The organism is Arthrobacter sp. Hb9-2 (assembly GCF_059091165.1).
In genome coordinates this window covers 206,604-233,173 of sequence record NZ_JBNHGJ010000002.1, presented here as the reverse complement: position 1 = coordinate 233,173, position 26,570 = coordinate 206,604, and the positions used below count along the sequence as shown (strand labels likewise).

Here is a 26,570-nt window from a genome sequence, read left to right as displayed (position 1 = left end):
TCGGGGCCCGTAATTGTGGTGCTTGCCTGATGGAGTGGGGGCCGCTGACCTGCGGTTCTTTGTTACTTGATTTTTCAAGTTGCTGGCTGGGCGATGCTAGGGCATCATGAATTGGGCAGTAAGATGCCCTGCGCGTTGGTAGCTTGGGGGAGCGGACCGATGTTTTGTCCCACCCCTAAAACACTAAGGCTAGACCCATGACCGCTCACAACTTCCCACTGACCCTGACCGTCGCCGACCGCGAGAGCATGGACAGCCAGCTCGACGCCGCCGTCACGGCCGCCAAGGCCCACGCCTTTGCTGAGAAGCGCCACGGCATCCTGGTGACACGGCACGGCGTGGACAAGTTCACGGTTGCCCTCAGCGAGACCGTCCCCTTTGGCCTCACCCGCGAGCACCAGGCCTGGTAGCCGCGGCACGCCGGTCTCCCTGACGGCGCCCTAGCCTCCGGCGTTGCCGGAACCGTCTCCGGATACCCGTCCGCTGCGTTGTTGCAGCCGGTCGATGTGCTTGGACGCTTCTGCTTTGCTGAGGTCCGCCGGGAGTTCTTCGCCTGCTTCGCGAGCCAATGTATCCAGGTAGCTCCGCTGCGCTGCAGTCATCGGCTCGTCGCCGGTTACCCAGTCTTCCGGGTCCCGGTTCAGGCCTGTATCAGGTTCAGGGGTGGGGCTGCCGATGGTTTCCTTGTTATCACTCATGCCTAAAAGTTTAGGCGCCGCGTACCCTCACACCTCGGCAAGCTCCGGAGGTTATCTGTACCACCCCACGGAACGGTCGAAACTGGACACCAGCGCTCCCGTGCCCGGTACGCCGTCCCCGCCGGCAGGAAAATATATGGCCCCGAACTCGGTGCCCTGGGCTTCGATCCGTTCCCGCGCCCAGATTTTGGCGTCCTCGATGTCCTTCTCCGGAATGCTTTCCCGTGTGCTGGGGCCTCCGCTGTGATGGATGTCCAGTTGATACTGGCCCTCCTGTGAAGCGCCGGCGTGGTGGGAAGGGTCTTGTTCATCCCGCATGCTGACCATCACCTCAGCTGCGGCATGGAGAATAGCTGGTTCCTTGGCCGCGCTGCCCTGCTGCTGCTGCTCGATCCGGAGGCCTGAGACCACGTTCTCCACGGTGTCCTCACCGCGGACCACGTAGACAGCTTCGTTGACGTCAGACTCTGACCCCCCGACACTTTTCAGGTTCTGCATAAATTGCTCGGAGCTGGACTGTGTAGAGTTCATGCACCCTCCCTGAGGGCTATTCGCGGCGAGTGCCGACCCCACCCACACTAGACCCATTCGGGTGCGTCGAACCGGTGCTCCAGGGGATGATGTGGACGGCCGCAACGGCAGGCGGAAAAGAGGCTGAAACGCGGCTTCCATTTCCAATGTATCCCCCGGGGTGGGGCTTGCGGCAAGGGCCGGGCCGGGCCGCATAATCGCAGAGGCCACAATCGGGAGAACGGGGCAGGCGTAATGAGTGATCATGCGGTGGTGATCGTTGGCGGCGGCCCTACCGGGCTGATGCTGGCAGGGGAGTTCGCGCTGGCGGGAATTGACGCGGCCATCGTGGAGCGGCGTGCCACCCAGGACCTTGCGGGGGCCCGGGCAGGCGGCCTTCACGCCCGGACCATCGAAGTCCTGGATCAGCGCGGCATCGCCCACCGATTCCTCTCGAAGGGGCAGGTGGCGCAAGTGGCGGGGTTCGCAGGAACCCGCCTTGATATCAGTGACTTTCCGTCCCGTCACCCCTACGGCCTCGGGCTGTGGCAAAACCACATCGAACGCCTTCTGGCAGGCTGGGTGGAGGAGTTGGGGGTAAAGGTCTACCGCGGACGCGAGGTGACGGCACTGGAGCAGGACGTCGACGGCGTCGACATCCTCTTCCCGGACGGCCGGAAGCTGCGTGCGGGGTACGTTGCCGGGTGCGACGGCGGCCGGAGCCTGGTCCGCAAGGCGGCAGGTATAGATTTCCCCGGCTGGGATCCCACCACCAGCGCCCTGATCGCAGAGGTGGAGATGACGGTGGAGCCGGAGTTCGGCATCCACCAGAATCCCTTTGGCATCCATTCGTTTGGCCGGCGGGAGTACGAAATCCGGGACGGCCAGGTGGTCTATGCGGACAGCGGCCCGGTGGGGGTCATGGTGACGGAAGAGCACGTGGGGCCCGCCACTGAACCTACCTTGAGCGATCTCAGCGGGGCGCTCATTGCTGCCTGCGGCACCGATTACGGCGCTCACAGCCCCACCTGGATCTCCAGGTTCACCGACACCACCCGCCAGGCGGCCGCCTACCGCAAAGGGCGCGTCCTGCTGGCCGGTGACGCTGCGCACGTGCATGCCCCCGACGGCGGGCAGGGCCTGAACCTCGGGGTGCAGGACGCGGTGAACCTGGGCTGGAAGCTGGGGCAGGTGGTCAACGGAACGGCGCCGGAAAGCCTTCTGGACACCTACCACGCCGAGCGTCACCCCGTTGCCGCCCGGGTGCTGCGCAACACCATGGCGCAGACAGCGTTGCGCCGCGCGGATCCCCGAATCAAGGCCGCGGGCGAGGTGGTTTCCGAGCTCCTCAGCATGGAGGAGCCGCGCAAGCGGTTCGCCGGGATGCAGTCCGGGCTGGACATCCGCTACGACTTTGGCGAGGGGCACCCGCTGCTCGGGCGGCGGGTGCCCGACGTGGACCTTGTCACCCAGGGCGGCCCGCTGCCGGTCTATGCGCTGCTGCATGAGGCACGGCCTGTCCTGCTGAATTTCGGGAGGCCCGGCAGCCTGGACAGCATTCCCCGGCCGGACCGGGTTCAGCTGGTGGACGCCGAGTACCGCGGATCCTGGGACCTGCCGGTACTGGGGAAGGTCGCCGCGCCTGCCGCCGTCCTGGTCCGGCCCGACGGGTATGTGGCCTGGGTGGGGGACGGAACTTCGCTGGGCCTCAAGGAAGCGCTGGCCGCCTGGTTCGGACCGGCGGCCGCGGCCTAGGGGCAGGCACCTCGGATGCGGGAAGAGCGCTAGGCCAGGTGCTCGCCGGTGGCGTGCGCGAGGTGGTTTAGAAGACCGTTCTGGAACCGCTCGTCGTGGACGGCCGGGTGTGCTTTCTGCCGGTGCTGGTGGTACCAGTAGCCGCCGCTGGTGGTTGCCTCCGGGTCGTCGCTGGTGGCGAGCCACTCCTGTGTGCGGTGGCCGAGGCGGAGGTCGTCCGGAGCGCCGCGCCCGCCCATCCTGGTGGGCACCCAACCGGGGTCGACGGCATTGCTGAGGACGCCGGGCCACAAACGGGCGACGGCGGCGGCCAGGGAGGTGACGTAGAGCTTGCTGTCCGAGTAGGTCACCTCGTGAGCGCCCGGGTGGATGCTGTCGAGGTGGGGCCGGCCGCCGCGGTGCATGCCGCTGCTGAGGTAGATCAGCCGCCGTGGGCGGGGGATCAGCACCGTGAGGAGGTAGGGTGCCACAACGTTGACCTGGAAGATGTGCGGGCCGTGGAGCACACCGGCGTTGTGGACCACGGCGTCGACCGGACCCATCTCGTTTACCTGGCGGGACACGTCGCGCGTCTGCTCCACGTCGGACAGGTCCCCCACCACGCCTGCCGCGCCGCGGTCAAGCAGGTCCTGCACGGCGTCCAGGCGGCCCGCGTTTCGAACATGCACGATGACCTGTTGGCCCTCATCCATAAGGGACTGTGCTGTGGCCCGTCCCAGCCCGTCGGCCGAGCCCGTGACGAAGATGCGCGCCATTGTTCTTTCCGGTGCTACGCGGGCTGCCCGTCTCGATGCATTTCCCTGACGGCGGCGGGTATGGCGCCCTGGAGAACCCAGCGATTGCCGTCCGGGTCGGCAAAGTAGGCAAACTGCACGCCACCCAGGTCCTGGACGTCACTGATGTCGGCGCCCCGGCCGACGAGTTCGGCGCGCGTGGCACCCATGTCCGGTACTACAAGCTGCAGCCCCTCGAGGCTGCCTGGTGCCATGGTGGTCATTCCAGTGCCGATGACGATCGAAGCAGCCGAACCGGGCGGCGTCAGCTGGACCACCCGCATTCCGGGGATGTGCTCCACATCATGGTCCAGGACGAAGCCCAGCTTCTCCGTGTAGAAGGTTTTGGACCTGTCCACATCCGCTACAGGTACCTGGACAACTTCAAGGCGCATCTCCATGCGCCCACAGTACCCCCAGCATCGCCAACGGGCAGCCGGAATGCAGGCTGCGCTGCCGGTAAATTCCTACGGCAACCGGCTTGCCCGCAACAGGCTTGGCACACCCGCCTGCGCAGGATCAAGCGGCACGGGGCTGGCCAGCACTGCCCGGCCGCGGTGAAGCGTGCCGCTGGAAAGTGCCCGGCAGCGGATGCCGCCCCGGCCCCGCATGGCCGCGTGGCCGCCCGGCGCGAGCACCTCGTTCATCCAGGCGCAGGGGTGGGCCGGGCGCCCGCCGTGGAAGTGGACCGTGGAACCGCCGGATTCGAGCGCGAAGTCGTGACCCAGCAGGGGAGCCAGGTGCGCTCCCCTGAGGATCACGTTCCGCCGCGTCGCCAGCGGATGAAACGGCCCGGCACCAAGTTCCGTGGCCATGGCTTCGAGGGCCTCCACGGCGAACAGGGTCACCGCAGCGTCCATGTGCGCCGCTTTGCCGAAAAAGCGGTCACCCACAATGCCCTTGCCGGCCACCACCTCGGCGGAGTCAGCATCAGTAGTTGGCACGTCCGCCGCGCCGTCCTTAGCCCGACCAAAATACGCGTGCGCAGGCGAGACCAGCAGGTGCAGGATCTCGACGTCGTACCTATAGGTCTCTGCCATGCGGCCTATCCACCGACGTAGGCCGCGAGGTGCTTGCCGGTGAGGGTGGAGGCGCCAGCCACAAGGTCAGCGGGCGTGCCCTCGAAAACGATCCGGCCGCCGTCGTGCCCTGCTCCCGGCCCAAGGTCAATGATCCAGTCGGCATGCGCCATCACGGCCTGGTGGTGCTCAATAACAATCACGGACTTGCCCGAATCAACCAGCCGGTCCAGCAGGCCCAGCAGGTTCTCCACATCCGCCAGGTGCAGGCCGGTGGTGGGTTCGTCGAGGACGTACACGTCGCCCTTTTCGGCCATCTGGGTGGCGAGCTTGAGGCGCTGGCGCTCGCCGCCGGAGAGCGTGGTAAGCGGCTGGCCGAGGCTGAGGTAGCCCAAGCCGACGTCTTCGAGCCGCGCAAGGATGGTCCGTGCGGCCGGGGTCTTGGCATCGCCCTCGGCGAAGAAGGCGGCGGCCTCCGTCACGGACATCGCCAGCACGTCCGCGATGTTCTGGCCTCCCAGCGTGTATTCGAGCACCGAAGCCTGGAAGCGGCGGCCCTCGCAGTCCTCGCACGGGGACTCCACGGTGGCCATCACGCCCAGCTCGGTGAAGATGACACCGGCACCGTTGCACGTGGGGCAGGCACCCTCCGAGTTCGAACTGAACAGCGCCGGCTTCACGCCGTTGGCCTTCGCGAACGCCTTACGGATCGGCTCCAGCAGGCCCGTGTAGGTGGCCGGGTTACTGCGCCGCGAACCGCGGATGGCACCCTGGTCGATCACCACTACGCCGTCACGCTTCGCAACGGAACCGTGGATGAGGGAGCTCTTGCCCGAGCCGGCCACCCCGGTGACCACCGTGAGGACGCCCAGGGGGATGTCGACGTCGACACCCTGCAGGTTGTGAGTCGACGCGCCGCGGACTTCCATCGCGCCGGAGGCCTTCCGGACGGCATCCTTTAGTGCTGCCCGGTCTTCCAGGTGCCGGCCGGTGATGGTGTCGCTGCTCCGCAGGCCCTCGACGGTGCCCTCGAAGCAGACCGTTCCGCCTTTGGTGCCGGCCCCTGGACCAAGATCGACGACGTGGTCGGCGATGGCAATCGTCTCAGGCTTGTGCTCCACCACGAGCACGGTGTTGCCCTTGTCCCGCAGTTGGAGCAGCAACTGGTTCATCCGCTCGATATCGTGCGGGTGGAGCCCGATGGTGGGTTCATCAAAGACGTACGTGACGTCGGTAAGCGAGGACCCGAGGTGCCGGATCATCTTAGTGCGCTGGGCCTCGCCCCCGGACAGCGTGCCGGCCGGCCGATCGAGGCTAAGGTAGCCCAGCCCGATGTCGGAGAACGAGTCGAGCAGGTGCTGGAGGCCCTTGAGCAGGGGAGCCACCGAGGGGTCCTTGAGGTCGCGCACCCACCCGGCGAGGTCGCTGATCTGCATCTGGCACAGCTCGGCGATGTTCTTGCCGTTGATCTTCGAGGACAGAGCCTGCCGGGTCAGCCGGGTCCCTTCGCAGTCCGGGCAGGTCTGGAACGTCACGGCCCGCTCCACGAACCGGCGCACATGCGGCTGCATCGCCTCCGGGTCCTTGGACAGCATCGACTTCTGGATCTTGGGGATGATGCCCTCGAAGGTCAGGTTGACCCCCTCCACCTTGATCTTGGTGGGCTCGGCGTACAGCATCGTGTCCAGCTGCTTCTTCGTGAATTTGGCGATCGGTTTGTCCATCGGCAGGCCCATGCCTTCGAACAGCCGCCCGTACCAGCCGTCCATGGAGTAGCCCGGGACAATCAGCGCGCCGTCATTAAGGGACTTGTCGTCGTCGTACAGCGCTGTGCGGTCAATGTCGCTGACTGCCCCCATGCCCTCGCACCGGGGGCACATGCCGCCAAGGTAGACGGCCTGCTGGACCACGGCTTTCTCCACCCGGCCGTCGCTCTTCTCCGTGGACATCACACCGCTGGCCTTGCGGGTGGGCACGTTGAAGGAGTACGCCGTGGGCGGGCCGACGTACGGGGTGCCGAGCCGGCTGAAGAGGATCCGCAGCATGGCGTTCGCGTCGGTGGCGGTGCCAACGGTGGAGCGGGGGTTGGCGCCCATCCGCTCCTGGTCCACGATGATCGCCGTCGTCAGGCCTTCCAGGAAGTCCACCTCTGGCCGGGCCAGCGAGGGCATAAAGCCCTGGACGAACGCACTGTAGGTCTCGTTGATCATCCGTTGCGACTCTGCAGCGATGGTGGCGAACACCAGTGAGCTTTTGCCGGAGCCGGACACACCCGTGAAGACTGTCAGCCGGCGCTTGGGCAGCTCAACGCTGACGTCCTTGAGGTTGTTTTCCCGCGCCCCCTGGACGCGGATCAGGTCGTGGGTGTCGGCGACGTGCAGCCCGTTGGTCCGGGGATCGGTGTTCGTGTCGGTACTGGTGTCCGTGCTCATCGGGTCTCCATCTGCTGGGCTGCGATTGTTCGTTTCGGGGGGAGCCTGCGTTTGCAGCCTCCCCCGGCGCCGCTGGTTCCAATCCTCCCAGCTCAGGGCTGCTGGTTGATTCGGACGGTGTTGCCGGCCGGGTCGCGGAAGGCGCAGTCGCGAATTCCGTAGGGCTGGTCGACGGGTTCCTGTACGACGTCGGCCCCGGTCGCCTCCACTTTCGCGAACGCGGCGTCCACGTCCGGAGCGGACAGGATGACTGTTGCGAAGGTGCCCTTCGCCATCATTTCCGCGATGGTGCGGCGTTCGTCGTCGGTGATTCCAGGGTCCACGGCCGGCGGGTGCAAGACGATGGAGACGTCGGGCTGGCCGGCCGGGCCCACCGTAATCCAGCGCATGGTGCCGCGGCCTACGTCGTTGCGGACCTCGAAGCCGAGGGCGTCGCGGTAGAACGCCAAAGAGGCATCGGGATCGGTGTGCGGAAGGAAACTTGAGCTGATGGTGATGTCCATGGCAGTCATGCTAGTTGCGGCTCCGGCGCGGGCGCTTCTCGATTCCTGACCGGTCTGGTGACCTGTTTTGCCACGCACGCCGGGATGCCCGCCGTGGATACCGCTGCCTCCTGTTTATAGATGCTTGGAGGCATCCCCACCAGCTCGGTGAAGCGCGAGCTGAAGGTGCCCAGGGAGGAGCAGCCGACGGCGAAGCACACCTCCGTGACGGAAAGGTCACCGCGGCGCAGGAGCGCCATGGCGCGTTCGATGCGGCGGGTCATGAGGTAGCTGTAGGGCGATTCCTGGTAGGCGAGCCTGAACCTGCGGCTGAGATGCCCGGCTGACATGTGGACGCCCCGGGCGAGGGATTCGACGTCCAGCGGCTGTGCGTACTCCCGGTCGATGCGGTCCTTGACGCGGCGAAGGTCCCGGAGCTCGCGCAGGCGTGCATCGGAGAGGGGGCTGGTGGTCACCTTTCAGATGGTGCTACTTGGCAGGGAAGTTGTCCATAGGCGGCAGCCTGGGCGCCGGGCGTTAGAGCAGCTTCTGCGCAGAGTATGATTATCCCGCCGACCAACAAATAGGGTCCTCGCCCCCACACGGGCTTGAGTAAACGCTTTGTCCGGCTAAGCCTGATTTATCCAGCAATGGCGTCCGGCAAAAGAATTTCCAAACCCACGCCTGGTTCCTTATTTCCGCCATCGCTCTTATCCGGATGCGTTCGACCGATCAGCCGCCGGCGGCGCCTGTTGAAGCGCCGCCGGTTCAGTTTCCGGGTGTTCCCGACACCACGGGGCAGATTGCGGTTGTTGAGGCCGTTACTGCTGCTGTCCACGGCGATGTCCCGGCACGTACGGCTGCCTGCCACGCCAGCCTGGGCCATGAAGGCTCCCTTCACTCCGTGCCCATGGCAGCCGGGGTACGCGAAGGGCGCTAACCAGCCTTCCTGCCGCCGGCACCGCCGTGAGCTTTAGTGCCCGATGGGTGCCGGCCCCAGCTCATCAAGCAGCTTCTGCATGGCCACGTACGCCTTGTTGCGGTAGGCGATCAGCTCGGGGGTGCGCTCTGCGGGGACGTTGAGGAAACCGGCACCGGTCTTGGTGCCGAGCTTTCCGGCGTCCACCAGGTCGCTGAGGATTTTCGGGGTGGCAAATCGCTCCGGGAACTCCTTTTGCAGGGACTTGTAGCAGAAGTTGTACACGTCCAGCCCGGCCATGTCGGCAATGGCGAACGGCCCGAAGAACGGCAGCCGGAAGCCGAAGGTGGTGCGCACCAGGGTATCCACGTCGTCCGCGGTGGCAATGCCCTGCTCCACCAGCTGTGCTGCCTCGTGGAAGAGCGCGTACTGCAGGCGGTTGAGGACAAAGCCGGTGACATCCTTGACGACGGCGGTCTGTTTGCCGGCGGCGTGGACCAGCCCGCGGACGGAGCTGATGGTGGCTGCAGACGTGCCGGCGTGCGGGATGATCTCGACGCCAGGGATAAAGGGCGACGGGTTCGAAAAATGCACGCCCAGGAACCGTTCCGGGTTGCTGACTGGCCCGGACAGTTCGGCAATAGAGATGGTGGAGGTGTTGGAGCCGATGATGGCGTCAGGCGCGGCGGCGGCACTGATGCGCGCCAGCGTCTGGTGCTTGATGGCGATGACTTCGGGGACCGCTTCCTCGATGAAGTTCGCATCCGCGACGGCTTCCTCGATGTCCTTCGCGGCCCACAGGTTCTGCTTCAGAACCTCGGTGGAACCGGCAGGAAACAGTCCGTCGGCCACGAACTGGTCGGACTCAACCAGGAGCCGGTCGTAGTTTCCCTGGGCCACCTCAGCGGACACATCGGAAAGAGCCACGCGGGCACCTCCCAGCGCCAGGACCTGCGCGATCCCGCCGCCCATGTAGCCGGAGCCCACGATGGCGATCTTCCGGGCCCCGGGAGCGCCCGAGGCGCCGCCGGTGCTGGTTGGGTGGGACGAATTTTCGGTCATGATCAGACTGCTTTCGTGGATTCGGGTTCGTAGGAGCAAATGGCGTCCACCTTCGCGGCGGAGGCCGAGGTTTCGTCGAACCGGTAGCCGAGCCATTCGCCCACCAGTTTCTTGGCCAGTTCCAGGCCGATGACGCGCTGGCCCATGGTGAGGACCTGTGCGTTGTTGCTCAGCACCGAGCGCTCCACCGAGTACCCGTCGTGGGCCGTGACCGCCCGGATTCCCGGGACCTTGTTGGCCGCGATGGCCACGCCCAGTCCGGTGCCGCAGATCAGCAGGGCGCGGTCCGCCTCGCCCTGCGCCACCTTGCGGGCGGCGTCGACGGCGACGTGCGGGTAGGCGGTGGTGTCGCCGGCACCAACGCCCACGTCCAGAACGGATGCAACGCGGCTGTCAGCTTCGAGCATCGCCTTCAGTGCATCCTTGTACTCGACGCCGGCCTCGTCGTTCCCGATGACGATCCGCCATCCTGCCGGAGCGCCGGCGCTCATGCCTGAGCCCCATGTCCGGCCGCCAAAGAGGCCACCTTGGGAGAGGACAGGGGTGGTGAAGACTCGAAGTAATCAGATACCCGGGTTACGATCAGGGCAAAGGACACCGCTCCGGGATCCGGGTGGCCCAGGCTCTTGTCGGCCAGCGGCCGGGCCCTTCCCTTCAGCGGCCGCAGGGATGCGGTGGCGTCGGCCGCCTGCCGGGCGGCGGTCACTGCCGAGGCCAGCGCCCCGGTCACAGCCGTCCCGTTGTCGAACGCCGCCACGAAGGCGTCCCGGAAGGGAAGCAGCGAATCCACCATTGTCTTGTCGCCCACATCAGCCTTGCCCAGGGTAGTGACGGCGTTAGCGAAGGCGGTCACTGCGGCCGCTGCGTCCCCGCCGCTGTACGAGTCCTTGTTGCCGAGTGCACGCCCGGCCGCCGCGACCGCGGATCCCCAGAGCGCCCCCGACGTGCCGCCGGCGCGCTCGCTCCAGGCTTCGCCCGCCGCGGTGAGGACGCGGTGAACCGAAAGTCGCGCGCCAACAGCTTCACCGGCCGCTGCCACCGCGGCGTCCACGCCCCGGCGCATGCCGACGCCGTGATCGCCGTCGCCGGCAATGGCATCCAGCCTGCCCAGTTCCTTTTCATGCCTGACCACGACGTCCCGCGCCTGAACGAGCACGGCGGCTGCCAGCCGGCCCAGCTCAGCTGCTGCCGCCGTCGTCTCTTCCATTTCAGCGGCCACGGCGTCTTCCGGTGCGGCCAGTTCCCGCTGTACGCGCGGTGCCAGGTTGCCCTTGCGGAACGCTGGGGTGTCGGCCGGAGCTGTCCAGTAGCGCTCCAGTTCGTCATCAAGCCACAGCAGCGTGAGCGAGAGGCCGGACATGTCCAGGCTGGTGACCAGCTCGCCGCATTCCGGCTCCACGATGGTCAGGCCGGCCGTGGTGAGGAGCTTCTCGATCTTGCCGAAGAGCAGGAACAGCTCCTCGTACTTCACCCGGCCCAGGCCGTTGAGGATGGCCACCACACGCTTCCCGGCAGCATCGGGCTTGTCATGGAGAAGCCGCGAGACCAGCAGCTCCGCAAGTTCTGAGGCGGTAGGCATGGGATGGTCGGAGATGCCCGGTTCACCGTGGATGCCCAAGCCGAGCGACATCTGTCCGTCGGGCACGTGGAACAGCGGCCCGGCAGCACCAGGCAGGGTACAACCGTCGAAGGCCACTCCGAGGGAGCGGGTGCGGTAGTTGGCGCGGACCGCGAGCCGTTCGACGGCGTCCAGGTCCAGTCCCGCCTCGGCCGCGGCGCCGGCAATCTTGAAGACAGTCAGGTCACCTGCAATCCCGCGGCGTTTTTCGATCTGGTCCAGCGGTGCGCTGGCGATGTCATCCGTGACCAGGACGGTACGGGTCTTGATGCCTTCGGCGTTGAGCCGCTCCTGTGCCTCGCCGAAATGGATCACGTCCCCCGCGTAGTTGCCGTAGCTCAGCAGCACGCCACCACCGGCGTTCACCGCCTTGGCCACACGGTACGCCTGCCCGGCGGATGGCGACGTGAAGATGTTGCCGCACACGGCACCTGCGGCCAGGCCGGGCCCCACCAGGCCGGCGAAGGCTGGGTAGTGGCCCGAGCCGCCGCCCACCACCACGGACACCTGGCCGGCGGGGACTTCTGAGGACCGGACGATGCCGCCGTCCACCCGGGCGACGTATCCGCGGTTGGCCGCGACGAAGCCGTCCAGTGCCTCGTCCTCAAAGTCAGCCGGGTTATCAAAGATCTGGGTCATGGTTTCCTCGTTAGTCCTTGGGTGGGAAGGCGGTGCTTCCGCAGGCGCCGCGCTTACACGCGGGTGAGTTCCGCCGTCGGCTGTTGCCGCCCCTGGGCCACCTGGCTCGTGCCGGGCGCGTAGCGGTCGGTCTTGGGGAGAACGTGGCGGCGAAGGTAGTCCTGGTTGCTGGCAGCAACGCTCAGCCCATCCCCGCCGTAGTGCTCGGTGCAGAGGATGCCCTGGAAACCGACGGACAGGGCCAGTTTGAAGGCCTCGCGGTAGTTGATGATGCCGCTTTCCATGGGAGCCGGCATGGTCACGTACATGCCGCGGGCCGCGTCCTCGTCCCGGAAGTAGTTCTTCATATGCCAGAAGTTGGCGTACGGCAGGGTCTTCGCCACCAGCTCCCGCCAGTCCTCCACCGGGCGGTGCAGCCGGATCAGGTTGCCCAGGTCCGGGTTGAGGCCCACGTTGCGGAGCCCAATGTCCTGGACAAGGCGCACCGATGAGTCAGCGGTGCCCAGATACGTGTCCTCGTACATTTCGAGCGAGAGCAGGACTCCAACTTCGGCGGCGTGCCGGCCCAGTTCGCGGAGGCGGGTGACGGCGTGGCCCCACGTCTCCTTGCTGCCCGCCGGGTCCTTGTGGCCTTCCACCGTCCAGAACCACAGCTGTTTCTGCTGCTCCGGCGTGATGGCCTGGTGGAGCCCGACGGAGACAACCTCGCAGCCCAGCTCCGCCGCCGCATCAATGGTCCGGTGGCTGTAGGCCAGGTTCTCTTCCCAGTTGTCTTCCTCAATGATGCTGCGGCGGATGGCGGAAATGGCCGGGATGCCGATGCCTACTTCCTCTGCCGTCTGCTTGAACTCGGCCAGGCGGCTCCGGTTGAGATCTCCGGGACGAAGCCAGCTGTCCGTCAGGTCTGCGTTCGCGAACCCGGCGTCCTTAACCTCCGTCAGCGCCGCGGCCCACGCTGAGGAATCAGCGTCGTTGATATGCGTTCCTTCGGCGTTGGTGCCCGGGAACGGCAGCATGGCCGCGGCGATGGGCCAGTTTTCGGCGGTGTAGGCCATGGCTAAGAAGCCGCTTCCTGGGCCTGGAGCGCGTCCACACGCTGGGTCAGGATGGTCAGTTCGACGCTCGCCGGCCGCTCAACGGTGCTGCGGATCGCTACTGCCGCGCCGCTGTGGGCTGATTCGAGGACCGATTCCATGACCTCGAGGGCGTGGTAGGCCAGGGCCCCGCCTGCCCGGGGTTCGGCGCCCGCAGGGGTGGACGCCAGGTCGGCGATGCCGAAGCCGCGTCCGGCGTCAACGTAGCCTGCGGATACGGGGAGGGTTTCCCAGTCCTCGGCCCCAAGGGAAAACAGCTGGACGTCGCCGTCGAAGTGGTTCGGGTCGGGGACCACCAGCGACCCCCGTTCGCCGTGGATCTCGATGTTGGGCGATTTGGACTTCACGGCGTCGAAGCTCATGAACAGGGTGGAGAGCGCACCGGAGGCGTGCACCAGGACACCGGTGACATGGGAATCGATGTTGACGGGGACCTTCTCGCCCTGCCGGGGCCCGGAGCCGATGGTGCGGTCGTTGCGGGTGTGGCTTGCGGCGCCGATGACCGAGACGACGGGACCCAGCAGGGTGACCAGGGCGGTCACGTAGTACGGGCCCATGTCCAGGAGGGGGCCGCCGCCGGGCTGGTAGTAGAAGTCCGGGTTCGGGTGCCACCGCTCATGGCCCGGCGTCACCATCGTGGCGCTCGCCGAGATGGGTGCGCCGATAAGTCCGTCATCGATCGCCTTGCGCGCGGTCTGGATGCCTGTCCCCAGAACGGTGTCCGGGGCACAGCCGACGGCGACGCCCGCCTCGCGTGCCGCGTCCAGCACCTGGCGTGCTTCGGCAGTGGTGGCGGCCAGCGGCTTCTCGCCGTAGACGCTCTTGCCGGCGGCGATGGCCTTCTGCGCCACCTCGGCGTGCGCGGCGGGGATGGTCAGGTTCAGGACCAGTTCGACGTCGTCCGCGGCGAGGAGTTCCTCGACGGAGATGGCGCGGACGCCTTCGTATTGCTCCGCCACTGCCTGGGCGCGCGCGGGGTCCAGGTCCGCCACGGCCACCAGGTCGATGTCCTCGAGCTTCCGGAAATTGGCCAAGTACTGCGCGATGATGGCTCCGCAGCCGACGATTCCGACTTTCAACGGCTTGCCCACAGCAGGCCCCTTTCGATGATGGTGCGGACGTTGGTGTCCTGGAGGATGTCGACCCGGTGGCCGGGGGTGGCGACGAAGATGCGGCCTTTGCCCCACTGGCGGGTCCAGATGGCGGGGGAGGTGACTTCGCGGTTCCAGGGGTCCCACTCGCGGACCTTCTGGGTGGTGGTGGCAAGGACGTCGATGTAGTCGTCGGAGAGCACCCAGTACTGCTCGGTGACCAGGTCGAAGTCGGAGATGCCCTGGGTGATGGGGTGCTCCGCGGCCGCCGGAAGCATGGTGACGGTGTAGGGAACGTAGTTGTCCGACTGCTCGCCGACGCACTCGTCCGGGTGCTTGCCGGGGTGGCAGGCGAACTGGCCGCCGATCAGGTGCAGGTAGTCCGAGTTGTTGCGGTACGAATCGGCGATACCGCCGTGCCAGCCAGCCAGGCCGGTGCCGTTTTCGACGGCGGTCCGCAGTCCGGCGAACTCGTCCTTTTCGATGGTGGTCATGGTCATGCACTGCATGATCAGGTCCACGCCTGCCATGTATTCGGCGTCGGCATAGACCTTGGGGGATTCCTCGACGCGGACGTCGTAGCCGTTGTCCTTGAGGTAGGGGATGAAGAGTTCCGTGGCCTCGTACGGCTGGTGGCCGTCCCAGCCGCCGCGGACCACTAGGGCGTTCTTGCGTTCTGTCATGTCGGGGTTTCCTTTTGGTTGGCTTCCGGCCGGGGGCCGGAAAGTATGTGTCAGCGGCTGGCGAAGGCTGCGTCGAAGGCGGCAGCCGGCGGGGCGATCCGGGCGAGTTCCTGGACCATCGCCAGTGCCTGCGGTGCGCCGACGAGCCGGTCCATGCCGGCGTCCTCCCACTCGATGCTGGTGGGCCCGGTGTAGCCGATGGCGTTCAGGGCGCGGAAGATCCGGTTCCACTGGACGTCCCCGTGCCCGGCTGTGACGAAGTCCCAGCCGCGCCGCGGGTCTGCCCAGGCCAGGTGGGAGCCGAGGCGGCCGTTGCGGCCGTCAAGCTGCCGGACCGATTCCTTGACGTGCACGTGGAGGATGTGGTCCGCGAAGTCCTGCAGGAACATCACCGGGTCCAGGTCCTGCCAGATGAAGTGGGACGGGTCGAAGTTCAGCCCGAAGCTCTTGCGGTGGCCGATGGCCTCCAGGGTGCGCTTGGCGGTCCAGTAGTCGTAGGCGATTTCGGACGGGTGGACTTCCAGCGCGAAACGGACGCCCACCTCGTCGAAGACAGCCAGGATGGGGTTCCAGCGGTCCGCGAAGTCCTGGTAGCCGGCATCGATCATTGCCTCGGAGGCGGGCGGGAACATGGCCACCGCCTTCCAGATGGAGGATCCGGTGAACCCCGTCACTGTCTTGACGCCCAGGCGCGCGGCGGCCCGGGCTGTGTCCTTCATGGACTCCGCGGCCCGGCGGCGCACGCCTTCAGCTTGGCCGTCGCCCCAGATTTCCGCGGACAGGATGCCCTGGTGACGTTCATCGATGGGGTCATCACACACAGCCTGGCCGGTGAGGTGGTTGGCGATGGCGAAGACCTTCAGGTGGTTCTTTTCCAGGATGTCCAGCCGGCCCTGGAGGTAGTTGTCGTCCTCCGCCGCCCGGCGGGGGTCCAGGTGGTCGCCCCAGCAGGCGATCTCGAGCCCGTCGAAGCCCCACTCGCCGGCAAGCCGGGCCACCTCCTCGAAGGGCAGGTCGGCCCACTGGCCGGTAAAAAGCGTGATTGGTCGTGTCATGGGGGTTCCTTCTCCTGTGCTCACGTTCCTAGACCTTCTGCCACTGGCTGGAGTTGGCGGCGCTGGCCTCGACGGCGGCCAGGACCCGCTGGACCTGCAGGGCGTCCGCGAAGGACGGTTCCGGCTGGCGGCCCTCACCGATTGCGGTGACCAGGTCCACCACCTGGTGGGTAAACCCGTGCTCGTAGCCCAGGCCGTGGCCGGTGGGCCACCAGTTGCCGACGTACGGGTGCTCGGGTTCGGTGACGAAGATCTTCCGGAAGCCTGCGTCCGGCGACTCTGCCGCGTCATAGAAGGACAGGACGTTCATGTCCTCGAAATCGAAGGCGAGGGAGCCCGTGGTGCCGTTCAGTTCCAAACGCATCGCGTTCTTCCGGCCCAGCGCATACCGCGTGGCTTCAAAGACGCCGATCGCACCCGCGGAAGCGCCGCCGTCGAACTTTGCGCTGAAGATGGCGGCGTCATCCACGGTGACTTTCCCGCGGGGCGCATCGCCGCTGAGGTCGCCGTGGCCGCCCAGGCCCACGAGGTCCCCGGCCAGCGGGCGTTCCGGGACAAACGTTTCAAGCAGCGCCGAAACGCCGGTGATGCTCTGGCCGGCCACCCACTGGGCGGCGTCGATGCTGTGCGCACCTATGTCGCCGAGGGACCCGGACCCGGACTTGCTCTTGTCCAGCCGCCAGGTCATCGGGGCGTTGGCGTCGGAGAGCCAGTCCTGCAGGTACTGCGCCCGGATGTGGCGGATCTCGCCCAGCCTGCCCTGCTCCACGAACCGTTTGGCCAGCGCCAGCGCCGGGGTGCGGCGGTAGCTGAAGCCGCACATGGACATGACTCCCTGCTTGGCGGCGGTCTCGGCGGCGAGGGTCATCCGCTCGGCTTCCTCCACGGAGTTCGCCAGCGGCTTCTCGCACAGGACGTGCTTGCCGGCCTCGAGGGCTGCGATGGCGATCTCGGCGTGGGTATCGCCGGGTGTGCAGATGTCGATCAGGTCGATGTCGTCGCGCTCGATCAGGCGGCGCCAGTCCGTCTCCACCGAGTCCCAGCCCAGCTTGTCGGCGGCCGCCCTGGCGGCATCGGCGTTCCGGCCGGCGACGGCGGTCAGCCGGGGCTGCAGCGGCAGGTCGAAAAACCGTGGTGCGGTGCGCCAGGCGTGGGAGTGTGCTGCGCCCATGAAGGCGTAACCCACCATGCCGACGCGAAGGGGCTGTGCGGGGGTCATGGGTCTGTCCTTTCGTGAAAGTTCCTGGGTGTTACTTGCTGAAGCCGGCGGTGAGGCCGCTGAGCAGCTGCCGGCGGCCCACGACGTAGAGCACCAGGATGGGCAGGGTGCTGAGCACCACCGAGGCAAGCACGGCCGGGATGTTGACGCTGTATTCGCCCTGGAAGCTCCACAACGCCAGGGGAAGGACGCGCAGGCCCGGGCTCTGGGTGAGGACCAGCGGAAGCAGGAAGCCGTTCCAGACGTGCAGGCCGTTGTAGATGGCGACTGTCACGATCGCGGGGCGGGTCAGCGGCAGGGCAAGCCGCCACATGGTCTGCCATTCGCTGCAGCCGTCCAGCCGCATCGACTCGAAGAGTTCGTTTGGAACGTCGCGGATGAAGTTGGACAGGATCAGCACGGTCAGCGGGATGGCAAAGGCGATGGAGGGAAGCATGAGTGCCAGCAGGCTGTCGTAGAGGTTCAGCCGGATGATCATCAGGTAGATCGGGATGATCGTTGCCTGCAGCGGGATGGCCAGTCCCATCAGGAACACGCCGTTGACCAGCTTCAGGAACCTGCCCTTGCCCCGGACAATCGCGAACGCGGCCATGAAGGAGACCAATACCGTCGGAATGACGGCACCCAGCGTGACGATGGCGCTGTTCATGAAGTATTTCGCGAAGTCAGCCTCGAGGACCAGCTGGTAGTTTTCCAGCGTGGGGGAGGTGGGAAGCGCCAGCGGATTCTGGCCGAAGTACCCTTCCTGCGTCTTCAGGCTCGTGATGACCACGTAGTAGACCGGAATGATGATGATGGCCAGCCAGATCCAGCCGCCGAGGCCGGCCGGGATGTTCAGCCGCCTCATCCGGAAACCGAGCCCCCGCTGGACGGCGGCGGAGTTGGCCCGGGAACCGGTGGGAGTTTCCTCCGTGCTGCTTTTCAGGACGGTGCTCACCCTACATACCTTCCAATTGGCTGCCCTGCTTGTCCTTGCCTCCAAGGCGCTGGAGGAACAAGGCGAGTGCAAGGCCGATGAGTACGAGAATGACGGCGATGACGCTGGCCGGGCCCATGAGGTTGGCCCGGAAACCCCGCAGGTACATGTCCAGGGCAAGGATCCGTGTGGAGTTGCCCGGGCCGCCGCCGGTGAGGACGAAGATCAGGTCGAAGTACGTCAGGGACCCCACCACCATCAGGGTGGAGGAGGTGATGATGGTGTACTTCAGCTGGGGGAGGGTGATGTGGAAGAACTGCTTGATGGTTCCCGCCCCGTCGATCTCAGCCGCTTCGTAGAGCGACTTGGGAATCTGACGCACCCCGCCCTGGTAGATGAGCGTGTGGAACGGCACAAACTGCCAGGCAATCACGAAGATCACCAAACCGAGGGCAAGGTGCGGGACGCCCAGCCAGTCCTGGGCCAGGAAGGGCAGTCCCAGCCCGGTGGCCAGGCCGAAGTTCGGGTCCAGCAGGGCCTTGAAGGCGATGGCGACTGCTGCCGATGAGAGCAGCAGCGGCAGGAAGTACAGCACGGCCAGGGCAGCCCGGTACCGCTGACTCCCCGCGGTGAAGACACCCAACAGGAGGCTGATGGGCGTCTGGACCAGCCAGGAAGCAATCATGATCAGGAAGGTCAGTCCCAGGGCGTTGTACAGCCCGGGGTCCGCGAGCACGGAAAACCAGTTGCCCAGCCCTGCCGACCCGATGGAACCGATGCCGTCCCAGCTGGCGAAGCTCAGGATGAGGACACCGGCCAGCGGCACCACGGCGAACACCAGGAAGAAGAACAGGGCAGGCAGTGTCAGCCAGGCGAGGGCGGCGTTGCGCTGTCCGCTATGGCCCGGGTCGCCCTTGGAGCGGGCGGCCCGGGCAACGGGCTTACGGGCGGTGGAGACGGCGTTACTCATTTTCCGAGCGTGGCATTCATGTTCTCAGCGAACTGCTGCGGGGTGATCGACTTGAGGAACAGCTGGTCGATATTGTTCAGCAGGGCTTCGGCAGCCGTGGGGCTCAGGGCCTGGTCCCAGGACTGCTGGAAATTCGGAGCGTTCTTGGCCAGATCGTAGACGAAGTTGAGGAAGTCCTTGTCAGGGGACGTGTTCAGCTTGTCCTCGATGCCGTTGACGATGGGGACGGAGCCGGAATTGATGTAGGTATCGATGACGGTCTCGGTCAGGATGCCTTCCTTGAAGAACTTCTTCGCCGTCTCCTTTTCCGCGTCGGTGGCCTTGGACGAGATCGACATGTACTGGGCGGGGTTGCCCACGCCGTTCTTCGGGTCGCCCTTGCCGCCGGCTACCGTCGGGAACTGGACGAAGCCGAGCTTTCCGTCCTGGACGAAGTTCTGTCCATTCTTCTTCATGGCTCCGTAGGTCCAGGAACCATGCAGCATCATGGCGGCCTTGCCCGTGAACAGAAGCGCCTGGTCGGCATTGGAGTCTGCGGCGATGGAGGAGAAGCCCTTGATGAAGCCGTCCGCGGAGACGAGCTCCTGGATCTTGGTGCCGGTCTCGATGACGGCTGGATCCATCCAGGAATTGGGTTTGCCCTCGAAAATGGCTTTGAAGACCTCCGCGCCGCCAATCCGGTCAAGCAGGTATTCAAGCCACATCATGGAGGTCCAGCGGGACTGTCCGCCGAGGGAGAAGGGTGCCACACCCATGTCATTGAAGGTCTTGACCAGGGACATGACATCCTCCCAGGTCTTGGGTGGCTGGACGCCGGCCTTTTCGAACAGTTCCTTGTTGTAAAACAGGACGATCGGCGCAACGTACTGGTTGGGCAGCGCGTAAATCTTTCCGTTGACGGTGGCTGCACCGAAGGACGCCGGGAAGAACTTGTCCTTCAGGTCCGGGTTCTCGTCAAACCAGCCGGTCAGGTCGTCCACCTGTCCGGCTTCGGCGTAGGTCTTCAGGGTGCCGCCGCCCCAGCCATAGATGATGGTGGGCGCCTGGCCGGCGCCGATGGCCGTCTTGATCTTGGTCTTGTAGGCGTCGTTCTGGAAGTAGGTCACGGCGATCTTGTTGTCCGGGTTCGCGGAGGTAAACGCGTCCACGGCCTTCTGCATGGTGGTCTCGTTGGGCTGGCCGGAGAGGTACCACATGCTGGCGCCCCCGCCTGCGCTGGAGGTGCCCGGTCCCGACGTCCCACAGGCAGTCGCCATCATGGCGGCGAAGGGAGTCAGGGCAGCAAGGGCGAGGAAAGAGCGGCGGGAGGTCTGGGGTTGCTTCATTGCTTCTCCATCTGAAATTGCTTCGTTGCAAAGGTCGGGGCCGTGAGCGCAGCATCGCGTTTCGAAACATTTCGAATCCGTGATTTAGGTCACGGTCTAAACTAAAGGTGCGGAGTGGTAGAGGTCAATAGGGCCCCAAGACTTTCTTGTGCATTCGGAATTGCACTCCTTGACCGGCGGCATAGGGCAAGGAAAGAATGAAACACCCGAAACTTTTCGAAAGGTTGCGAATTCATGGCACTGAAGATGCCGGAGCGGGCCAAACCGACGCTCGCATCCGTGGCGCGCCAAGCCGGCGTCTCGGCGCCTACCGTTTCGAAGGTAGTCAACGGGCGGGAAGATGTAGCGCCCGAAACCAGGGCCCGAATACTCGCCGCGCTGGAGCAGGCGGGGTACCAGTCCCCCCTGCAGCGCCGTTCCACTGCGGAGGCAGGGAACGTCGTGGAGGTGGTTATTGACGTGCTTGACTCCGCTTACATGATTGAGGTTCTCAACGGGGCACTGCAGTTCGCGGCGGCTTCCGATGTTGAAATTCTGTTGAGCGTCACGGGTCCGGCACCCTCGAGCCCCCGCGGCCCTGAGCGCCGCGCCCAGCGCATGATGGACGAAGGCAGGGCGGGGATGATTGTGGTGACGTCCGCTTTCAGCGAGGCGCAGCTGCATGCGTTCCGCCGCCGCCACATTCCCGTCGTCGTCATCGACCCGCTCAACCCGCCCTCAGCCGATGTGGTGAGCGTAGGAGCGACCAACTGGGCCGGCGGCAAGGCCGCGACAGAGCACCTGCTTGAGTTGGGGCACCGGCGTATCGCCTACATTGGCGGTATACCGGGGGCTGAATGCAACCAGGCGCGGCTGCACGGTTATATGGCGGCTTTGATGGCCCAGGGCGTTCCCGTGGAGCCCCAGTACATTATTTCCGGCGGCAAATTCCGCCGTGAAAGCGGGATCACCGGGCTCAAGGCGCTGCTCCAGCTCGACCAACGGCCCACGGCCATCTTTGCCGGAAGTGACAGCATCGCCCTGGGTGTTCTCGGGGAAGCAGGCCGCCACGGTATCCGGGTTCCGGAAGATATCAGCCTTATCGGCTTCGACGGAACAAAACAGGGCGAGGAATCCATCCCGGCGCTCAGCTCCGTAGCCCAGCCGCTGGAGGAAATGGGGCGCGCAGCCTTGCGGTCGCTCCTGCGCCAGGCCCGGGGGGAGATCCTCGATTCCCACCGGGTGGAACTGGCCACCCAGCTGATTGTCCGCGACTCCACGGCCCCTCCCGCGGGCACAGCAAAGGGGTGAGATTGGCGAGGATGATCATCACGGGCCTCGACACTGTTGTCGTCGATTTTTACCGGACCAACCTGATCTTTGTCCGCCTGCACACGGACTCCGGCCTCACCGGCGTCGCGGAGGCGACCCTTGAGGGGCAGGAACACGCTGTCCGCGGCGCCGTCGCTGTCCTCGCGGACGCGGTCCGGGGTAAGGACCCTACCCGGATCGCTCGAACCATCTACGAACTCAACCGGGACGCGTACTGGCGTGGTGGCCCTGTTTCGATGACTGCCCTCAGTGCCCTCGAAATGGCGATGTGGGATGTTTCGGCACGCGCCCTGGGTGTGCCTGTGCACCGCATGCTCGGCGGACAGGTCCGGGACCGGGTCCGCGCCTACGCCAACGGCTGGTTCTCCGGAGCCAAAACCCCTGAGGACTTCGCCGACGCCGCTGTTCAGACAGTTGCCCAGGGCTTCCGCGGACTCAAGTGGGATCCGTTCGAGGCAGCGGACCTGACACTTGACCCGCGGGATCTGCGGCGCATGCTTGAGCCCGTGGCCGCTGTGCGGGAGGCAGTGGGCGATGATGTTGAAATCTTTATTGAAGGACACGGCCGGTTCGACGTGCCCACGGCCATCCGGGTAGCGCGCGAAATCGAGCGATTTCAACCAGTGTTCTTCGAGGAACCATGCCCGCCGGACGGCATCGACTCCCTTATTGAGATCCGGTCCAAATCGCCTGTGCCGATCGCGGCCGGGGAGCGCTGGTTTGGACGGAACACCTTTGTCCCCGTCCTCGCACGGAACGCAGTTGACTACATCCAGCCGGACGTCACGCACGCCGGCGGCCTGCTGGAACTGTCATTCATCTCTACGCTCGCCGCAGCCCATTACATTCCCTTCGCCCCGCATAACCCGAGCGGGCCCCTGAGTACCGCGGCCACCCTGCAGCTCGGCGCCATGCTGCCCAACTTCCGTTACCTGGAGATCATGGCCTCGGACGTCCCATGGCGGAGCGAGATCTCCAACGAGCGCCTCCAGCTGACGGAGGAAGGGGACATTCTCATCCCCGACGGTGTCGGCCTCGGCGTCGAACTGGACTTCGACGCCATCGCCGAGCACCCGTACACACCGCATCCGATGAGGATCTTCAACGACGCTGTAGCTGACATCAGGCCGCCGGATGCCCGTTCCTACTTTAACCTCGAGCGCACCCCAGAGAACCTGGACAGCCTATGACCACCACGGCATCGCTGCCCATTCTCCCGGCCGACGCTGCAGACGCGGTCCTCGTTGGCCGAGTGTGGGATCCGGCCTCCGGCGGTCCAAGGGTGGTGTGCGTCCGGGGTGATGAGGTCTTTGATCTCACCCCCGGGGTCCGCACTGTCGCCGGGCTCATGGATCACGGGAACCCGGTGGACTTCGTTCTGCAGACAGCCGGCGCTCCTCGCTGGAACCTGGCGGAATTGGTGGAAGCCTCGCTCGGCGCGGACCGGGACCGGCCCCACCTGCTGTCCCCGATCGACCTCCAGGTCATTAAGGCCTGCGGGGTCACCTTTGTGGAGAGCCTGATCGAGCGCGTCATCGAGGAATGGTGCGGCGGTGATTTCAACCGGGCAGCGGAAGTCCGCACAACCGTTGCCGAGGCCCTGGGCGGCAGCCTGGATTCCCTGCGCCCCGGGTCTGAAGAGGCCCGGGAGGCCAAGAAGGTGCTGTCCAGCCAGGGCATGTGGTCGCAGTACCTGGAGGTGGGACTTGGCCCCTACCCGGAGGTCTTCACCAAAGCCCCGGTCCTGTCTTCCGTTGGTTTCGGTTCCGCCGTCGGCATCCCCGGATTTTCCTCGTGGAACAACCCGGAGCCGGAACTTGTGCTCATTGCCGACTCAGCCGGGACGGTTCGGGGTGCAGCCTTGGGGAACGACGTGAACCTGCGGGACGTGGAGGGCCGCAGTGCGCTCCTCCTCGGTATGGCCAAGGACAATAACGCTTCTTGTGCCATCGGTCCGCTGATCCGTCTCTTCCACCAGGACTTCACGCTGGACTCGCTGCGAAGCGAGGACATTACCCTTACCGTGGAAGGCATGGACGGCTACCGCCTGGAGGGCCGCAACAGCCTTGCCCGCATCAGCCGCCCCTTCGAAGAACTCATGGCAGCAGCCCACGGCCGGCACCACCAGTACCCCGACGGTTTCGCCCTCTTCACCGGAACACTGTTCGCTCCAACGCAGGACCGTGATGCCGAAGGGCTCGGCTTCACACACAAGCCCGGCGACGTGGTCACCATCAGCAGCCCGCAGCTCGGCGCGCTGATCAACCGGACGCAGACCACCGAGGACATGGAGCCCTGGACCTTCGGGCTCAGCGCCTTATTCAGCTACCTTTCCCGGCTGGAGGCCGGGCCTTGGCCGTCAACGGGTGTGAACTGCACGGATTCCCACGTCTCCCCATAGGGCACCTGATCGCTCAGTTCGACGGTGAAGCTGCCCGGGCCGCGCCTGGTTACGAGGATGCCCCGTACGGGGTTTTCCTGGGCCAACGCCCGGAGCTGTTGGATGGAGACGTTCAGCTTGTCATCAACGTCGGATCTGGTCGTGGCAAGGACAGTCAGGCAGTGCGGCGTTCCCATGGAATTCCTTTCGGCTTGCAGGTGGCCGTGCCAAGGGCACGGCCACCTGCCTCTTGTCTCAGTTGCCTGGCGTCACCGTGACATCGCAGTGCAGCCGGCGGCTGTGGTCAACGATGCGTGTTTCACCGGTCAGCCGGAACCCGGCCCGCAGGCGGATGTCCCCGCTGGAAGCCCCGAAGCGGAGTTCCACGTCGCCGGCCTCGACGATTCGCTTGCCATCCCGGCCCGTAAACGATGTGACGTCGGCGGGCACCGTAAAGGAAACCCTCGCCGAAGCTTTTGCCGCCAGTGGCACGCGGGCATACCCCACCAGCTTCTGCACCGGGCGGACCACTGAGGCCACCGGATCGTGGAGGTACAGCTGGACGAGTTCGACGCCGGCCCTTTCACCGGTGTTCGTGACGGTGATGCTGGCGTTCGCCGCACCATCCACCGCGATGGTGGAGGACCCGTCCAGTTCCAGGCCGCTCCATTCGAACGTGGTGTAGCTGAGGCCGTGGCCGAAGGGGTAGGCGGCCGCAGGATCGATGTTGGAAACGCTGCTGGCCTGGGCCAGCGGAGAGGCCAGGTATGACGAAGGCTGGGCGCCCGGCCGGGCGGGAATGCTTACCGGCAGACGGCCACTGGGGTTGACGCTGCCGCTGAGGATCTTCGCCACAGCCGGCCCGCCTTCCTCGCCGGGGAAGAATGCCTGCACGATTGCGGCGGCCTGTTCGACGGCGGATCCCACGGCGTAAGGGCGGCCTGTGAGGAGCACCAGCACCACGGGGACGCCGGTTTCAATCAGCCGGTCCAGCAGTTGCTGCTGGACGCCCGGGAGCACCAGGGATTCCACGTCGCAGCCTTCACCGCTGGTTCCCCGGCCGAACAGGCCGGCGCGGTCACCCATCACAGCGATGACGACGTCGGCCTCGCCGGCGGCAGCAACGGCGTCGTCAAATCCCTCAGCGGACGGGCCGTCGATGGAGCAGCCGGCCGCTACCGTGATGCGGCTGTCCGGGAATTCGGCCCGCAGGGACTGCGCCACGGTGGGCAGCTCGATGCCAACCGGGGTGTCCGGGTGCTGCCCGCCGACGTGTGCCGGGAAGGAGTAGCAGCCGAGGAAAGCCGCGGTGTTGTCGGCGTTGGGCCCGACGACGGCTATGCGGCCGGGATTGCGCAGCGGCAGGATGCCGTTGTTGCTGGCCAGGACGATCGACTCTTCGGCAATTTGGGCGGCGAGCTTCCTGTTTGCCGCGGTGTCAAGGGTGATGCTGCCCTGCAGCCCGGCACTGTTCTGCAGATCGGTGTCCTGCAGGGCAAGGGGAACGGCAGACCAGTCCTCATCCAGCAGGCCCAGCTCGATTTTCTGCACGAGCACCCGGCGCAGGGCACGGTCGATGAGGCTGACCGGAACGCGCCCGGCTTCGACTTCGGCCAGAAGGTGCCCGCCAAAGGCGTGCACGGTGGGAAGTTCGACGTCGACCCCGGCGGCCAGGGCGGCTGCTGCAGCTTCGCCGAGGGACCCGGCGACGCCGTGCAGGTTTTTCAGGAAGGCGATGCCGAAGTAGTCAGCGACCACAGTGCCATTGAAGCCCCACGTGTTGCGCAGGAGGTCAGTGAGCAGGGAAGCGTCGGCTGCCGAGGGGACACCGTCCAGGTCCGTGTACGCATGCATGACGGAGCGGACGCCCGACTCCCGGATGGCCATCTCGAAGGGCGGAAGCAGGACGTCTGACAGCTCGCGGGCGCCAACGGAGACGGGGGCCAGGTTGCGGCCTGCCTTTGAGGCCGAGTAGCCCACAAAGTGCTTAAGCGTGGCGACGATGCCGCTGCTCTCCAGGCCCTGGATATAGGCGGTGGCGAGGGTTCCGATCAGGTAGGGGTCCTCGCCGATCGTTTCCTCCACGCGGCCCCAGCGGGCATCGCGGACCACGTCGAGGACGGGGGCAAGGCCCTGGTGCACACCCACCGAGCGCATGTCGGCTCCAATCGACGCACCCATCGTACGGATGAGGTCAGCGTTGAAGGTGGCGCCCCACGCGAGCGGCACGGGGTAGGCCGTGGCCTGCCAGGTGGCGAAGCCCGCCAGGCATTCCTCATGGACCAAAGCCGGGATGCCGAAGCGGTTGGCGGCGGCAATCCGCTGCTGGGTCCGCTGAAGCGACAAGGCACCCAACGCCGGGTCGACAGGGGCCGTGCCGAACGGCCTGGTGAGCTGTCCCAGGCCGTTTGGCAGGATCTCGTCGAGGTCAACCGCCGGGTTCATCTCATTCTGGTGGGGGGCTACTTCGCCGCCCTCTGTGGAAGCACCTACCCAGATGCCGAAGAGCTGTGCGGTCTTCTCCCGAAGCGTCATGGCGGCAATCAGGCTGTCGGCGCGCTCCCGGGGGGTGGACGCGGTGTCGCGCCACGGCGCGCTGTGAGTTTTGGTTTCTGTCAT

26 protein-coding genes are annotated in these 26,570 nt (G+C 66.0%); 6 read left to right on the top strand and 20 right to left on the bottom strand.

Going from position 1 to position 26,570, the window contains the following annotated elements; genetic code table 11:
• The first annotated feature begins 197 nt into the window (after nt 1-197).
• Nucleotides 198-410: a hypothetical protein gene (locus tag AC5RV1_RS02730; protein ID WP_493993445.1), complete on the top strand. Its 213-nt coding sequence runs from the start codon at nt 198-200 to the stop codon at nt 408-410.
• A gap of 30 nt (nt 411-440) precedes the next feature.
• Here AC5RV1_RS02730 and AC5RV1_RS02725 read toward each other — a convergent pair whose 3' ends face one another.
• Together AC5RV1_RS02725 and AC5RV1_RS02720 are read right to left on the bottom strand one after the other, a co-directional pair.
• A complete protein-coding gene (locus AC5RV1_RS02725) occupies nt 441-698 on the bottom strand; it encodes a DUF3072 domain-containing protein (protein WP_493993444.1) in 258 nt (85 codons plus the stop codon).
• A 51-nt stretch (nt 699-749) separates the two neighbouring features.
• Nucleotides 750-1,229 carry a hypothetical protein gene (locus AC5RV1_RS02720; protein WP_493993443.1) on the bottom strand — a complete coding sequence of 160 codons (480 nt, stop codon included), beginning with the start codon at nt 1,227-1,229 and terminating at the stop codon, nt 750-752.
• A gap of 234 nt (nt 1,230-1,463) precedes the next feature.
• Between AC5RV1_RS02720 and AC5RV1_RS02715 the strand changes: the two genes are divergently transcribed.
• On the top strand, nt 1,464-2,963 hold the full coding sequence (locus tag AC5RV1_RS02715; protein ID WP_493993442.1) for an FAD-dependent monooxygenase: 1,500 nt from the start codon (nt 1,464-1,466) through the stop codon (nt 2,961-2,963).
• 29 nt (nt 2,964-2,992) lie between these two features.
• Here AC5RV1_RS02715 and AC5RV1_RS02710 read toward each other — a convergent pair whose 3' ends face one another.
• From AC5RV1_RS02710 to AC5RV1_RS02685, 6 genes are all read right to left on the bottom strand, one after another.
• Entirely contained in the window at nt 2,993-3,718 is a 726-nt protein-coding gene (locus tag AC5RV1_RS02710) for an SDR family NAD(P)-dependent oxidoreductase (RefSeq protein ID WP_493993441.1), read from the bottom strand.
• Between the two features lie 14 nt (nt 3,719-3,732).
• Entirely contained in the window at nt 3,733-4,137 is a 405-nt protein-coding gene (locus AC5RV1_RS02705; protein WP_493993440.1) for a VOC family protein, read from the bottom strand.
• Between the two features lie 66 nt (nt 4,138-4,203).
• Complete coding sequence (locus AC5RV1_RS02700) at nt 4,204-4,776, bottom strand: MOSC domain-containing protein (RefSeq protein WP_493993439.1); 573 nt, start codon at nt 4,774-4,776, stop codon at nt 4,204-4,206.
• A 5-nt stretch (nt 4,777-4,781) separates the two neighbouring features.
• Nucleotides 4,782-7,187, bottom strand: coding sequence for an ATP-binding cassette domain-containing protein (locus AC5RV1_RS02695; protein WP_493945640.1), 2,406 nt, complete (start codon nt 7,185-7,187; stop codon nt 4,782-4,784).
• Between the two features lie 92 nt (nt 7,188-7,279).
• Nucleotides 7,280-7,699 carry a VOC family protein gene (locus AC5RV1_RS02690; protein ID WP_163167017.1) on the bottom strand — a complete coding sequence of 140 codons (420 nt, stop codon included), beginning with the start codon at nt 7,697-7,699 and terminating at the stop codon, nt 7,280-7,282.
• Complete coding sequence (locus AC5RV1_RS02685) at nt 7,696-8,145, bottom strand: helix-turn-helix transcriptional regulator (protein WP_493993438.1); 450 nt, start codon at nt 8,143-8,145, stop codon at nt 7,696-7,698. Before AC5RV1_RS02685 ends, AC5RV1_RS02690 begins: the two co-directional genes overlap by 4 nt.
• Before the next feature lie 242 nt (nt 8,146-8,387).
• On the opposite strand from AC5RV1_RS02685, the gene AC5RV1_RS02680 reads away from it, so the two are divergent.
• Nucleotides 8,388-8,609, top strand: coding sequence for a hypothetical protein (locus AC5RV1_RS02680; RefSeq protein WP_493993437.1), 222 nt, complete (start codon nt 8,388-8,390; stop codon nt 8,607-8,609).
• Nucleotides 8,610-8,642: 33 nt separating this feature from the next.
• Here AC5RV1_RS02680 and AC5RV1_RS02675 read toward each other — a convergent pair whose 3' ends face one another.
• Genes AC5RV1_RS02675 through AC5RV1_RS02625 form a run of 11 tightly spaced genes read right to left on the bottom strand, consistent with a single transcriptional unit; the run spans nt 8,643 to nt 20,260 of the window.
• Nucleotides 8,643-9,650 carry a 3-hydroxyacyl-CoA dehydrogenase family protein gene (locus AC5RV1_RS02675; RefSeq protein ID WP_493993436.1) on the bottom strand — a complete coding sequence of 336 codons (1,008 nt, stop codon included), beginning with the start codon at nt 9,648-9,650 and terminating at the stop codon, nt 8,643-8,645.
• Between the two features lie 2 nt (nt 9,651-9,652).
• Nucleotides 9,653-10,141 (bottom strand): ribose-5-phosphate isomerase, encoded by a 489-nt coding sequence (locus AC5RV1_RS02670; RefSeq protein ID WP_493993435.1) that lies wholly within the window; start codon nt 10,139-10,141, stop codon nt 9,653-9,655.
• Nucleotides 10,138-11,907, bottom strand: a complete 1,770-nt coding sequence (locus AC5RV1_RS02665; protein WP_493993434.1) for a dihydroxyacetone kinase family protein — start codon at nt 11,905-11,907, stop codon at nt 10,138-10,140. Before AC5RV1_RS02665 ends, AC5RV1_RS02670 begins: the two co-directional genes overlap by 4 nt.
• Nucleotides 11,908-11,960: 53 nt before the next feature.
• Complete coding sequence (locus AC5RV1_RS02660; RefSeq protein ID WP_493993433.1) at nt 11,961-12,962, bottom strand: sugar phosphate isomerase/epimerase family protein; 1,002 nt, start codon at nt 12,960-12,962, stop codon at nt 11,961-11,963.
• Between the two features lie 2 nt (nt 12,963-12,964).
• A complete protein-coding gene (locus tag AC5RV1_RS02655; RefSeq protein ID WP_493993432.1) occupies nt 12,965-14,092 on the bottom strand; it encodes a Gfo/Idh/MocA family protein in 1,128 nt (375 codons plus the stop codon).
• On the bottom strand, nt 14,077-14,775 hold the full coding sequence (locus AC5RV1_RS02650; RefSeq protein WP_493993431.1) for a ThuA domain-containing protein: 699 nt from the start codon (nt 14,773-14,775) through the stop codon (nt 14,077-14,079). Before AC5RV1_RS02650 ends, AC5RV1_RS02655 begins: the two co-directional genes overlap by 16 nt.
• 50 nt (nt 14,776-14,825) lie before the next feature.
• Nucleotides 14,826-15,830: a sugar phosphate isomerase/epimerase family protein gene (locus AC5RV1_RS02645; protein ID WP_493993430.1), complete on the bottom strand. Its 1,005-nt coding sequence runs from the start codon at nt 15,828-15,830 to the stop codon at nt 14,826-14,828.
• A gap of 28 nt (nt 15,831-15,858) precedes the next feature.
• Nucleotides 15,859-17,049 carry a Gfo/Idh/MocA family protein gene (locus AC5RV1_RS02640; RefSeq protein WP_493993429.1) on the bottom strand — a complete coding sequence of 397 codons (1,191 nt, stop codon included), beginning with the start codon at nt 17,047-17,049 and terminating at the stop codon, nt 15,859-15,861.
• A gap of 31 nt (nt 17,050-17,080) precedes the next feature.
• Nucleotides 17,081-17,986 (bottom strand): carbohydrate ABC transporter permease, encoded by a 906-nt coding sequence (locus AC5RV1_RS02635; protein WP_493993428.1) that lies wholly within the window; start codon nt 17,984-17,986, stop codon nt 17,081-17,083.
• A gap of 1 nt (nt 17,987) precedes the next feature.
• Nucleotides 17,988-18,935, bottom strand: a complete 948-nt coding sequence (locus tag AC5RV1_RS02630; RefSeq protein ID WP_493993427.1) for a carbohydrate ABC transporter permease — start codon at nt 18,933-18,935, stop codon at nt 17,988-17,990.
• Complete coding sequence (locus AC5RV1_RS02625; RefSeq protein ID WP_493993426.1) at nt 18,932-20,260, bottom strand: extracellular solute-binding protein; 1,329 nt, start codon at nt 20,258-20,260, stop codon at nt 18,932-18,934. The genes AC5RV1_RS02630 and AC5RV1_RS02625 overlap by 4 nt, the downstream gene beginning before the upstream one ends.
• A 234-nt stretch (nt 20,261-20,494) precedes the next feature.
• On the opposite strand from AC5RV1_RS02625, the gene AC5RV1_RS02620 reads away from it, so the two are divergent.
• From AC5RV1_RS02620 to AC5RV1_RS02610, 3 genes are read left to right on the top strand one after another with little or no spacing between them, the layout of a single operon-like run.
• Nucleotides 20,495-21,550: a LacI family DNA-binding transcriptional regulator gene (locus tag AC5RV1_RS02620; RefSeq protein WP_493993425.1), complete on the top strand. Its 1,056-nt coding sequence runs from the start codon at nt 20,495-20,497 to the stop codon at nt 21,548-21,550.
• Nucleotides 21,551-21,561: 11 nt separating this feature from the next.
• Nucleotides 21,562-22,761, top strand: coding sequence for a mandelate racemase/muconate lactonizing enzyme family protein (locus AC5RV1_RS02615; RefSeq protein ID WP_493993424.1), 1,200 nt, complete (start codon nt 21,562-21,564; stop codon nt 22,759-22,761).
• Nucleotides 22,758-23,972 (top strand): fumarylacetoacetate hydrolase family protein, encoded by a 1,215-nt coding sequence (locus AC5RV1_RS02610; protein ID WP_493993423.1) that lies wholly within the window; start codon nt 22,758-22,760, stop codon nt 23,970-23,972. Before AC5RV1_RS02615 ends, AC5RV1_RS02610 begins: the two co-directional genes overlap by 4 nt.
• Nucleotides 23,973-24,206: 234 nt before the next feature.
• Here the strand turns inward: AC5RV1_RS02610 and AC5RV1_RS02605 are convergent, their stop codons facing one another.
• Entirely contained in the window at nt 24,207-26,570 is a 2,364-nt protein-coding gene (locus tag AC5RV1_RS02605) for a beta-xylosidase/alpha-l-arabinosidase (protein ID WP_493993422.1), read from the bottom strand.